The organism is Planctomycetaceae bacterium, assembly GCA_041398785.1.
Lineage (GTDB): Bacteria > Planctomycetota > Planctomycetia > Planctomycetales > Planctomycetaceae > JAWKUA01.
In genome coordinates this window covers 1-12,700 of record JAWKUA010000013.1, presented here as the reverse complement: position 1 = coordinate 12,700, position 12,700 = coordinate 1, and the positions used below count along the sequence as shown (strand labels likewise).

The 12,700-nt window shown below is 58.2% G+C and carries 7 protein-coding genes and 2 pseudogenes; 3 read left to right on the top strand and 6 right to left on the bottom strand.

The features are described 5' to 3' along the window. Positions 1 to 337: 337 nt before the first annotated feature. Positions 338 to 1,777: an MraY family glycosyltransferase gene (locus tag R3C19_15695; protein MEZ6061789.1), complete on the top strand. Its 1,440-nt coding sequence runs from the start codon at positions 338 to 340 to the stop codon at positions 1,775 to 1,777. A gap of 113 nt (positions 1,778 to 1,890) precedes the next feature. Continuing rightward, positions 1,891 to 4,452, top strand: a complete 2,562-nt coding sequence (locus R3C19_15690) for an O-antigen ligase family protein (GenBank protein MEZ6061788.1) — start codon at positions 1,891 to 1,893, stop codon at positions 4,450 to 4,452. Positions 4,453 to 5,120: 668 nt separating this feature from the next. On the opposite strand, the pseudogene gmd reads toward R3C19_15690, so the two are convergent. From gmd to R3C19_15660, 6 genes and pseudogenes are all read right to left on the bottom strand, one after another. Beyond that, positions 5,121 to 6,151: pseudogene (gene gmd, locus R3C19_15685) on the bottom strand (GDP-mannose 4,6-dehydratase). A 411-nt stretch (positions 6,152 to 6,562) separates the two neighbouring features. Next, complete coding sequence (locus R3C19_15680; GenBank protein ID MEZ6061787.1) at positions 6,563 to 7,771, bottom strand: UDP-N-acetylglucosamine 4,6-dehydratase; 1,209 nt, start codon at positions 7,769 to 7,771, stop codon at positions 6,563 to 6,565. A 24-nt stretch (positions 7,772 to 7,795) separates the two neighbouring features. Beyond that, a complete protein-coding gene (locus R3C19_15675) occupies positions 7,796 to 8,488 on the bottom strand; it encodes a NeuD/PglB/VioB family sugar acetyltransferase (protein MEZ6061786.1) in 693 nt (230 codons plus the stop codon). Next, positions 8,485 to 9,492: pseudogene (locus tag R3C19_15670) on the bottom strand (DegT/DnrJ/EryC1/StrS family aminotransferase). The gene R3C19_15675 and the pseudogene R3C19_15670 overlap by 4 nt, the downstream one beginning before the upstream one ends. A gap of 870 nt (positions 9,493 to 10,362) precedes the next feature. Continuing rightward, on the bottom strand, positions 10,363 to 10,557 hold the full coding sequence (locus R3C19_15665) for a PEP-CTERM sorting domain-containing protein (GenBank protein MEZ6061785.1): 195 nt from the start codon (positions 10,555 to 10,557) through the stop codon (positions 10,363 to 10,365). A gap of 1,185 nt (positions 10,558 to 11,742) precedes the next feature. Further along, positions 11,743 to 12,279 carry a hypothetical protein gene (locus R3C19_15660; GenBank protein ID MEZ6061784.1) on the bottom strand — a complete coding sequence of 179 codons (537 nt, stop codon included), beginning with the start codon at positions 12,277 to 12,279 and terminating at the stop codon, positions 11,743 to 11,745. A gap of 35 nt (positions 12,280 to 12,314) precedes the next feature. Between R3C19_15660 and R3C19_15655 the strand changes: the two genes are divergently transcribed. Then, positions 12,315 to 12,700, top strand: a 386-nt coding sequence (locus R3C19_15655) for a hypothetical protein (GenBank protein MEZ6061783.1), incomplete at its 3' end; no start/stop codon positions are given.

Below are 12,700 nucleotides of genomic sequence, written 5' to 3'. Positions count from 1 at the left end.
GGCTGTCTCGTCCACCTGCGCCGATGCAGCGTACGTGCCGATAAGTCGCAATATTTCCCTTGTGAAGATTGGATGGCTTTTTCCGAATTCGCCCATTGAATGCTTGCATCAGACGCTGTAGTGTCTGCAAGATCACCACAAGCGGTGAGACTTGCGTCTTTTGCGATGCCTGGATCACCGGAATATCTCCCCCATACCTGCCGCCGTCTGTTTTCCCATGGGCCAAAGCCTGCTGGCTTATTTTGCCGCGTTCCTGGCAAGCCTCGTTGCAGCACCTGTGCTCGCCAGAGTTGCGACGGCATTCGGGGTGGTTGACGCTCCCGATAAGCATCGTAAGTTGCACGAGCGACCTGTGCCGCTGACAGGCGGTCCCACGCTCCTGTTTTCCACATGCATCGGCATCGCTGTGACGCTCTGGTTCTTCCCGAGAGCGCTCTACACGACGATGGGTGACAAGTTGTTCCTGCAGTACCTCTGTGCATCAGGAATCGTGCTCGTCGGTGTCGGGATGCTCGATGACCGTTACCAGTTGCGCGGACGTCAGAAGTTATTCGGGCAGTTCCTGGCCGCTGTGATCATGTTACCGTCCGGGATCACGATGCAGCAGGCAAGTGCGTTCGGGCTGCAGGTGAACTTTGGTGACCTCGCGCCCCTGATCACCGTCTTTTGGCTGCTGGGTGCCATCAATGCGCTGAATCTGATTGACGGCGTTGACGGCCTGGCAAGTACAACAGGGATCGTGCTGAGTTTGTCCCTTGCGGCCGTCGCTATCGTCCTCGGCGGACGTCCTGACGGACTGCTGGTGGCCCTGGTTCTCTCGGGAGCACTCAGTGGATTCCTGTTCTACAATTTTCCCCCGGCGAAGATGTTCCTGGGCGATTCGGGCAGTATGTTGATCGGCCTGATTCTGGGAGCCGTCGCCCTGAAGTGTTCGATGAAGCAATACACCGCCGCCGCACTGGTGATGCCCGCCGCGATCTGGGCCATTCCGATCTTTGACGTTTCGATGGCGATCGTACGCCGCAAGCTCACAGGCCGAAGTATCTATACGACAGACCGCGGTCACCTGCATCATTGCCTGCAGCGCAGGGGCCACGGCGGCGTGCAGTTGCTGCTGGTTGTAGGGTCGCTCTGTGCACTGACCGGAATCGGAGCGGTTCTCGGAACCCTGATGCACAATGAAGCGATTACGATTGTCGCAGTATTCACGGCGTTTGCGCTGCTGGTGCTCACCCGGACATTCGGGCACAGCGAAATGTCGCTGCTGCGCAATCGCGTACGTCGTCTGGCGGGGTCCATGGTGCGGCGGCCGACGTCGCCGACATCAACGTCCGTTCTGCACGACGAGAAGCTCCACCTTCACGGCGACCATGACTGGGAAGAACTCTGGCAGACACTAACGGACTTCGCCGCTCGATTCGAAATGGATAAAGTCGAAATGATGGTGAATTTGCCGATGGTCGGCGAAGAATACCACGCCAGTTGGCAGCGGCGTTCCACCACAGAACAACATGAGGCGTGGAAGTCCGAAATTCCACTCATCGTCGAAGACATGCGAGTCGGGCATCTGAAAGTGATCGGTGCCGTGGGTGAAGGTTCCATTTGTGAATGGATGAGCGAGCTGATCGGCGGACTTCGCAAGTTTGAGGATCAGTTGATACTCCTCATCCGGGATCTGCGCCAGCGTCGGCTGCAGCCGGAGTCGACCGCCAGCCACATGCACGCAGCTCCGCCGGCACCAGGTTCCATTGTTGTACCTCAGTCTGTGAACCGGTGACTAAGAAAGCGGCAAGATCATCGTCAAGGCACACGCCGGCACGGCGCATCGGCGGAGGCTTGAGCACAGCGGCCCTCGCGATTCTGCTGTTGACTGTCTGTGCTGTGCCATGGATGCACGGTGGACGAATTCCGCATGCACGGCTGGTATTGCAGGCAGGGACAATCATCGCCGCATTGCTGTCTGTCGGCGGGCGGCTCCTGCGGGGAAAACGTGACGATGTCATCCCGGTCGTTATCCTTCCGCTCGTTCTGTTGGCGGCCGTTGGCCTGATTCAGTTGCTGCCGATCCACCGCCCGCTGATTTCCGGCATGGATCATGCTGTCCACCCGGAATTGCGTTCGGCCTTCGAACTTCCTTCCAATAGCGGCCGTAACGTTCTTACCGCTTCGCCGTCGGATACACGGTTTCTGGTTGCGCAACTGACATCATTGATCCTGCTGGCGTTTGTGGCCTTCGAACAGGTGCATTCGAGAAAGACGGTACTTGTTACGCTCGGAGCGCTGACACTGAACGCGGCGGCGAATGCTGTCCTGGCGTTGCTTCAGCTTTTCAGCGGGAACCGTTTTCTGATCCATCCGGGCTGGTGGGACGGAGCCGGAAGTCCGTTTTCCACGTTCGTCAATTCGAACGGAGCGGCCGGGTGGTTGTGTCTCGGTCTGGCGGCGGCGACAGGCTTGCTGGTGTATCCGCTGTCCGCATCGGAACCCGATGTCCGACTGCCCGGCCGGTCATCGCCGCTGCGGGCCGCCAGGGATTTCGCGGAGTCACTTGTCGGCTACTTCGCACGGTTCAGCGTGTACAACGTCTTGGCGTGGACGGCTTTCGGCTTCATTGGAACCGCACTTGCCGCCACGAAGTCGCGAGCCGGAATCTCCGCAGCGATCGCCGGCCTTATTGTAGTTTTTCTGGGACGGATCTCGCTGCGTCGCTTGCCCGCCACCGTACTGTCGACGCTTGCCGGGATTGCAGCCATTTGCGGGCTGCTGGTGCTTTTCAAGCTCGATGCCGGCATCCTGAAGGAAATGCGGACTCTCCGCGATCCTCTCACAGAAGCCGGTTCCAGGTTCGCCCACTGGGGCGATTCCGCCGGGCTGATCCGGGATTTTCCACTCACTGGAGGCGGCCTTGGAGCCTACAAGTTTGCCACCTTGCCGTACCAGCGACACGTGACGCACTCCTGGTTCAAAAATGCCGACAACCAGTTTGTCGAAGTCCTGCTGGAAGGAGGAATCGTCGGATTCGGCGCGTTTCTGCTGATCGGGATTATCGGCCTGGTGCATGGCAGCGTTCTATATCGCACCGGCCTGGGAGAAGCGTTCCCGTCGACGCACCGCAGCCATGTCGCTGTGGGAGCGGCTTTATTATTTGGCGTCGTGTCGCAGTTGTTTGCCGGAATGTTTGACTTCGGTCTTGGTCTGCCGCCCGCGTCGGTATACCTGGTCCTGCTGACTGCGGTCGGCGGCTACGCGGTATTTCAAGGGCTGAGTCGAGACTCGCGGTTTGAATCGTCCCGACGGCACTTCCTTTTCGGAATTCGAATTGGCTGGCTGAATCTGCTCGCTATCAAGCTCAGTCTTCTGGTGGCGTCGGTCAGCTTCCTGCCGGATCTCTGGGCGGCGACAAGGTTATATCCTGTCACGATCGCTGCACGACAATCCCTGGCGGCACCCGTTACACCGGAGGTCCTTCAGCAGCGAAGTGACCTGCGAAAGCGACTGATCGACCTTGCGCCAGTCAGAGCTGACGATGCGGACGCTTTCTGGGTGCGAGCCGATCTGGCTGAGGATGCACTACGACAGCGAGTGCTGTTGTCCGCAGTCGATGTTAGTTCCCTGGCCGAAAAGGATCTGCAGCAAGCCTGGAGCCACACGTCAGTCGCTTCTCTTAGCCATCGGTACGGCAAGCTGCAGACACTGGACAACAAGAGTGACGCACAAGCTCTGCGGCGATCGATCGCGTCGCTTGTGGAGGATTCTCAGTTTCTCAGTGATCTCCGCGGCATCCAGTCTCGGTTTCAACTGATGCCGAAGATCGCCGAACGGCTTGCCGTCTGGGAATTGTTTCTCGGCCAGACGGAACCCGCAGCCGCCGACATTCTGCGAGCCGACTTCCTGGAACCCAACCAGAGCCAGATGATCCTTCGTTTTGGCTATACCGCGTTCCACACCGGCAGCAGGGAACTGGGAACTGCACTCTACCATCAGGCGATAGCAGGTTCAGAACCGCTTCGTGCGACAGTCCTGCTGGACGCGGTCAACGAAATGTCTGTTAGCGAAGCCCTGAAGGAATTCGGGCCGGACAACTACGAAGACACAGTCGCCGCCGCATCACGAATCCGGCATACGGAACTCCGAGAGGCGCTCCTCTTACAAGCCGACGACACCTGGCGGGCGCCCGAGGAGACTCCCCGACGGTCGCTGATGGACAGCCGGATCAGTCACTTGCTGCAGACCAGGCAACCGGACGAACTTGAAAAATGGCTGGAACAATGCCTGACTTGGGTTCCCAATGACACCAGTTTCCTGGCAACCCTGGCCGACCATCTGCGACGGCAGGGGAGACTAAAGGAAAGCCTGGAGAAGTCGCGCCGAATCGAATTCGCCGACCCGAACAACACCGCCAACAACCGCAGAATCAAAGATCTCCAACGAAAACTGGCTGCGGAAAAGTAGCACTCGGCAGCAGTTCTTTTCGCTCCACGTCACACCGACAATGCGCGAACCGCTGGTGCGGTGGGGGAAAAGGGGCATCGTTATTCCCGCCGTGAAGCTTATCCCTGCTCGGGATTTCGGCGGGAAAGAAGGCTCGCAACCGGGGCAATCAAACCCTGACAACAAAGAGCGTCAGGTGGCTCCCGGGGAGCGTTACCAAAGCGATCGAAACCTCAAGGGTCTCTATTCATCGCTGGCCGCATTCGTAGCGGTTTCACAGCGGAGTCTCAGCCCGGTCACATCTGCGCCGAGCGGAGCGACCTCAGCACGGCTTCACATCAACTGTGAAATCTTCGAAATCTGTGACCTGAGCTCCAACAAACAAGGCCACTCACCTCGTCATTCCCGCGAAGCCTGCATCCGATATGTCCGATCGCGGGATTCCCGATCGCCGATAGTGTAATCGTGGGCAGCGTTCTGATCTCAGTGCCATGCGGCGAACCAGTGATGTCGGAGCGACACGCAACGGCTGCCCGCATCTCTTGAAGGAATCACGCAATTCCGCGTCCAGCACCGAAGATGGCGGCGTTTCAGTTTCGGCGAGACTGAGCGACGAATTTCGGAGACGAGTCAATCGTGCGCCACTCGACCCTGCGCAGCTCGATTCTGGTCGCGGAATGCAGCGAACGCTACGCCGCTCGCCGAGTCACCTCAGATGGACCCAACGCGCGTCGTTCTTCCCGAGCCAGCTCCCAGTCGCTGTCGACCATCTCTTCCACAAGTTCGCGAAACGTCGTTTTCGGCGTCCAGCCCAGCTCTTCGCGAGCCTTCGTCGCATCACCCAGCAGCAAATCCACTTCGCTCGGTCGCAGAAACCGAGGATCGATTTCCACGAATTCGTCGGCATCCAGACCAACTCGTCCAAACGCAACGTCCAGGAACTCGCGCACCGAATGAGTCTCGCCGGTTCCAATGACGTAGTCGCGAGGCTCGTCCTGCTGCAGCATCAGCCACATCGCTTCGACATAGTCGCGAGCGTGCCCCCAGTCGCGCTTCGCATCCAGATTTCCCAGCAGCAACTTGTCCTGCAACCCTTCGCGAATACGCGTGACCGCCCGAGTAATCTTGCGCGTCACAAACGTTTCGCCACGCCGCGGAGATTCATGGTTGAACAGAATCCCGCTGCACGCGAACAGGCCGTAACTTTCGCGATAGTTCTGCACGAGGTAGTGACTGAAGACCTTCGCACAGCCATACGGACTGCGAGGATGAAACGGCGTCGTCTCGCGCTGAGGCACCTCATGCACCTTGCCGAACATTTCGCTGGTCGAAGCCTGGTAAAACCGAACCGGCTTCTCCCGATTCAGCTTCACCGCCGATTCCAGCAGCCGCGCCGTTCCCAGAGCATCGACATCGACGGTGTACACCGGATTGTCGAACGACACGCGAACATGACTCTGAGCCGCCAGATTGTAGATCTCATCCGGCCGACCCGCCGGACAATTTCGTCCAGACAGTTGGCGTCAGTCAGATCTCCGTAATGAATCCTGACCCGCCCCAGATCATGCAGTCGATCGATCCGAGCATCCCCGGACCCGCTCAGCCGCCGGACAATTCCGTGAACGTCGTATCCACGCTCAAGCAACAACTCGCACAAATACGACCCATCCTGCCCCGTGATCCCAGTTACAAGGGCTCTGCGACCTACTGAAACTGACATGTCGATTCCTTTCGACGGCGGTTGCCGAATGGCACTCGCTTTTGTTGTGGATCACAAACGTTATCCCTCGCCCGCGCCGCGGGTAAGGGAGACTTTTCAGCGTCCAGCAGAAAATTCGGGTGAGGGCGTCGTCGCAACTCCTACACGAGAAACGGGTTGCGCGGTCCGTCCGCCATGCGAGAAATCGGCGACAGCTTCACTGGTTATTTCCCGGCAGGTTACTGTCTCACCCTCAGCTTGCAGAGCCTACTAAATCGTTGCGTTGGCCGACAGACCAGCATGTCGGAGCTGTTCACATCTTCTTTCGTTGCGTTTCGGAAGGTCAGGACAGCGTAGAACTTCTCGTGTGGGGCAAACGTCCGTTCGCCGGCATTTATTGCCGATTTCGCAGCAATCGTCCGCCGCGGTCAGCTACATTCGGTCATCCAGAGTACGACCGGTATCCTTATGAGTAAAGTGAGGCAGCAGCCCGGAGAACGCCGCGAGCAACTCCTCTTTGCTCCACCACTGACGCTGTCTCAGCCGAGCGATCTCCTGAACAAACTTACTCAGCTCCTCCGTAGTAGCCGCCGCTTCGTTTCGGACGACGCCGATCTCGGAGTACCGATCCCAGTCAACTTGTTCTGACTCGGTATAGAATTCTTCAAAATCCTTCTCACCCGTTGTGTCGGTTGTGAAGAAGTGACATGGCCACTTCTTCGCCGCGGCCAGTTCTTCCACACGCGAACGTGCTTCGTCTTCGGTGTCGCACAACACGGGTTCATAACCAATCGACTGCAGATAACGCTCCGCCATTGCCGCAAATGTAATCAAGTGCAGATTGGCACTGAGTTTTGGAAAATAGATTTCGCGATCCTGCCCCTGCAATATGGAAAACAGGCACAGATGAGCTCCCTCCTGGGCTGTGACAAAGTAACGGCGAATGTCATTGGGAGCGGCGATCGGCTGGCGTTTCAGAATCCGCTGAGTCCACGCAAATGGAAGCGATCCGTCCGAAAAGGCCACATTGGCAAAGCGAGCGGTCGAGACCGCGGTGGTACTGTCTTCGCCCAGCAGAAACATTTCCATAATCCGCTTGGAACCGCCCATCATATTGACAGGGTTCGCCGCCTTGTCGGTCGAAACACAGAAAAACTTCCGAGCCCCAATGGACCGGCTGAAATCGAGCAGCTTCCTGGTCAGAAAGATGTTGACATCAATCAGCCGCATCAGCGTGAACGGATCTTTTTCACTGCGGACGTGCTTCAATGCCGAGAAGTTCAGCACATAGTCGTAGCCGTGTCCTTCCGTCTGCACATGCCGGGCAAACGCGTCAAATTCCGGTCCCAGAACATCAAAACAATAGGCGTGGAAATCACCCTCGATGTAACCCAGCGACGACCGCAGATCACGGACCAGCTCCGCCAGATTGTTCTCCGACGTGTCAATGACGTGCAGCGCCCGCGGCCCCCGGGCGAACAGCTCGCGCACCACCGCGCTGCCGATCGACCCGGCTCCACCCACGACAAGAAAGCGGGATTCAGCAATCTGCGTTCGGATCGCCGCGCCGTGAATTCTGAGTTCTTCCTTAAACAGAGGCGCGCTGCGGTCAATCAAATGCAGCAGTTGATCAGAGTGCATGAGCCTTCTCAGGTTCCTCAGGTGTTATGCGCCGCCAAATCGCGCCGCGTGCGGTCCGGAAGGTTGAAACGCCCTGGCCGGAGTTCCGCGAACATACTGCCCCGCCGGCACATCGGAAACAACAGTCGCACCAGCCGCTACAAAACATGCGGGTCCCAGCGTGACTCCCTGAATCACACAGCTTCCGGTGCCAAGATGGCTTCCGCGACCGACACAAACATCTCCCGACAGCGTGACGGCCGGTCCGATATGGGCAAACGCCTCCACACGGCAGTCGTGATCAACGGAAGCACGTGTGTTCACAATCACGTGCTCGCCGATCGTTGCACCAGTTTGCACAACCGCCCCCGCATGAATCTGAGCCGTCGTGTCGATGGCGGCCATTGCCGAAACCCACGCCGCAGGATGACGAAAGCCGGTGAAACGATACCCCAATCCGGTCAGCGTCCGAGCGACGCGGCACCGTGTTGAATCTTCAGTTCCCGGCCAGATGGATCCAATTCCCAATGCGAGTTCTACCGAGGAGGCGTCAAACCGCTCGCACATTTCGTCGTCGGTGATGATGTCGACGCCCAACTTCCCGGACAGAGTCGGGTCAGGGTGCAGGTCCGTGGCGGCTGCGATTGTCCGACCACTGGTCCGCAATGCGTCGGCGACGACTCGTCCGTGACCGCCGAAACCAACAACGACGACTGGGAGATCCGACGCGTCTGTCATTTCCGATTTCGGTCACTTCCGTCGTTTGAGTTCAGGATCAGATCCGCTGAACTCGGAATGTTGATGACTCGGCGATAGAGCGATTCCGTTGTGGACAGGTCGCTCCGCGGACAGTTTGCGTACATCGGAAGAGTGTGCATCGGCTGCCAGAGCGGCCTGGACTGGTAGCCAGCGTTGTTCAACTCACGCAGAGTCGTAACGCGCGTGTCACGGTCGTCGGCGTCGAGGACGATGGCGTTCAGCCAGTAGCTGCTGCGGCTGTCCGACGGTTCGCTAAGGAGTGAACGCCATCAGGATAAGAACGTTTCCCGGTATCGATCGGCTAGCTGCCGCTTCGCTTCAACGATGTCATCGAGCACCTCAAGCTGCGCGACTCCCAGCCAGTGGCGTTGAGATTCGGTATGCGAAAGTTCTGCAGTAACGGAATCGTGATAAAACTCCCACGCGTGAGGAACCTTGCCGGTTGTTGTCAGGTGCTTCGCACGATCCGCCAGTTGTTCATCGTCGGTCGTGATCGTTCCGCCGCCACCGGTTGTTACGATCTTGTTGCCGTTGAAGCTTATCGCGGACACGAGTCCAAACCGACCGGTGTGGCGTTCCCGGTAGTACGAACCAAGCGACTCAGCAGCGTCTTCCACAAGCGGAATGCCAAACCGCTGACAGACATCGAGGAGACCGTCCATGTCGACAGGATGCCCCAGACAGTGCATGGGACAGACCGCCCACGCGCCGACCGGTCTCGCGATTCACCGGTCCGTTGGCTCCGGGTGCGACGACCTGCTGCAACCGACCCCGCAGTTTCTCAGATCCAGCCCCAGCCGCCGCGGACACACGTCAACGAAATGCGGCACCGCGACGCAGTGCGAAATAGCGTTCGCCGTGGCGACAAAGGTCAGTGACGGACAGATGACCTCGTCTTGCGGCTGAACTCCGGCAAGGTGCAGACAGACCTCAAGAGCCGCCGTCCCATTGACTGTTGCCACTGCACGGCGACAGCCTGTGATCTAGCGCAAGCATCTCTTCAAAACGAGTGACAGCGCGCCCGCCGAAGAGACCCAGCCGGTCTCAACTCCTGCGTGTACTTCCGAGCGTTCTCCGGTAGCCAGGGGCGATGCAGCAACACAAGCTCACCGGCTGCGTGACCCGCAACGCCTGCCACCACCTGCGTGACCTGCTGCGGCAGAGTAAAACGACTCGACCTCATGAGCGTCTGCCGGGGTAACGGCGATTCGCCTGGAGGCACAGCCTAACCTGTCGAGACGGCAATATAGGGATCATCAGGCAAATGAGGTGTTTGTCCATATGCATTTCAGGCGCGGCGGGCCGGCGTATCGCTGGCCGGTGGCGTGAGCGATCGGAGTGCCGTCGAATCGCTGACCCAGACCTGGAGGGGGCGATGTTGCGTCGCACCTGTGGGCCTGCTGGCTGCAGACACGGAACGCGTGCCACCAAAGGTCGCCGACTCCTGCTGACACTTTGCCTGCCCTCCAGGCATCAGCGTTCAGCCACATCGCTGACGTCCCGTCCTGTCGAAGTTCGTTCCGAAACGTCAGCACCATTCGTGACAGACTACGACGTGACTCCAGAGTTCGACCGTCGGCACCGCCTCGACCTTCCGGAAGACCGGCAGCAGTCGGCCCTGTTGAAATGCTGCTGCCGCGGACCGCTGCACACCCGCGCTGCCGTCCGACGAGTCAGACGAAAAAGCCACTGACGAGCGAGTCAGTGGCGATGAAAATCAAGCCCACATTCAATCAAACGCAGGCCATTTCAGCGGGCCATGACCAGAGGTGACACTACTCTGTCCAACTCGATGAGACGCAAACGCCTGCAACACCGTCAGCCCGGAGCAACACGAACTATTCCTTATGTGTTCAGTTCGACGCCTGCATCCTCCGCCGTCGACAGAGAAACCAAATCGGAATCAGGCAGCCCAGAAACGCGAGTGAACCTGGTTCCGGTACGGCCACAGCTTCGGCGACGTTGACGACGTAATTTCCGCCGTCAAGCGTTGCCATACCAGTGCTCCCGCCGATGAAGAACGTATCGTAGGTCGAGTTGTCCAACATGAACGACCCCGAGCCGGTCCACGATACCACATCGCCAGCCATCAGCTCCGGATAGTCAACCGTCCCGGATACATCTGGCTCAATATCGTCGCCACCAGGAGGCGCTGGTGCGAAGCAAGTCAATTTGGAATAACTCGGCAAACTGAGTGCCGTTGACTCGATAGGAGAATCCGGGAGTAGGCCGGTTGGTTTCGCTGGCCACACCATCCTGAATCAAGTCACCGAGGTTATTGTCGAAACTGCGCTCCAACTACCGGCCACCGGTGCTGCCGCTGCCGTTCAGGAGGTGGCCATTGTGAATTGCGTAACGGTGATAGAACCAGTCGCGTTCCAGTTGACGACATTGCTGCCAACATTCCCCGACAGATTCAAAATAAGATCCGCACTGACCTGACCGCTGTCAGGCAACGACGAAGCAGGCAATGGCAGAACAGGAGCGACGAGAAACTCATGATCCTCACATTCTCCACAATTGGAAAACAAGAATGCGAACAACCGAGGAAGCGGCGACGTAGATGTTACTCTTCAGTCACCGGATTCCGGAACCCCCAAAGTAACCCATCTTTAGCCATCTGCGTGCACTCTGTCAATTCTCACACGTGGCACTTCTTCCCCTTCATTAGTATTTTCACAATTCCGACGTACGGGGCGTTGCCGCCGTCGATACCAGTCTGCAATTTCGGTTTCGAACCGACATCCAGAGACAGGCGGCGATTGAATCTTATCGCAAGACTCCGGGTACCGCCCGGTGACGATCCGTTCAGCGGCCTTGCCGTCCCAAAGCTCGGGGCATTTTCCAACCTTGTATCTCCCGTCAATGACTTCGTGCAGGTGACGGTACAGTGCCTCTGCTGATGATCCGCACAGCGTGCTTGTTCCTTCGTCCACTGTGATCGGACGTTCAGTGTTTTCTCTCATCGTCAGGCAGGGCACACCAAGTGCTGTCGATTCTTCCTGCAGACCGCCCGAGTCAGTAACAATCACTCAAGCCTGCGATGTGAGTTACGGCATGGGGAAAATGTGCCGCGAACAATCAGACACGGTGTCGACAGCATAGCGTACCGGGCACGGTATCCACGTTAACCATCGGGTCGCCCAACTACAACTGATTCCGTGAGTTGAGCTCTTAAGGCTGCTGCTCCTACCGCACGATGGCAACGTCCTCAGGGAGATGCCGCATCGCGTTTAAGACTCGACTCCGGTGAAACGCGGCTTTCGAATGAAGTACTGGCCAAGTTTTCTGACAGGCTTCGTGAACCTCAGAGCAAACGGCGGTGTCAGGCCGTTCATTGACCACGCGAGCCGATCGTCGCGATTGGCGTTCAGACGGTTCCGCAGCGAAGCGTTGCTGGCACCGCCAGACCGCATTTTGACCATCACGTGAGGAATGTACTTCATCTTGATTTGGTGCTTAACCAGCATTCTGACCAGCAATTCATAGTCTGCTGCAGTCTTCATGCTGAGATTGAACGCACCGAACTGCTCGTAGCACGAGCGGCGCAGATAGACAGTCGGATGTGGAGGCATCCATCCGAAACGCAGTTTCGAAACGTCGTACTCGCCGGCGCGCCAATGTCGTCGGATAACGTGAGGATCCCTTGCGTCAACATACCGCAGGTCACCGTAGACGCCGTCGATCGAATCATCAGCGAGCGCCTTTGCAACTTTGTTCAGTACACCATCGTCCGCCAGCCAGTCATCGGCATGAATGAACCCGATCACGTCGCCGGTTCGACGAAGCTCCCCGCAAAGCCTTCGTGGGCGACGGTCTGCCCAGCAACTGGAAGATTCAGCGGACGCATTTCAAAAACTATGTTCCGGTGCTGGACTTCGTTCACGCGGTGAGCCACCTGTTCAATGCCTCGGTTGCCTGCCTGGGAAAAACCGATCAGGCATGGTCAGCCTACTGCGACTGGATGATTCGCGCGTGGCAGGGCAAGGTGGCTGGCGTGATTGACGAGTTGAAGTTGTATCAGCAGCACATCGGCGAACCACCTCCGAATGCAACGGACGATGATCCGCGGGAACGCCTCCGCCTGGAAGTCGGCTACCTGGAACACAACGAATCCCGGATGAACTACGAACGCTACCGCCGCGACGGTCTGCCGACGACCAGCGCGTGGATGGAATCGGCGGTGAAGGA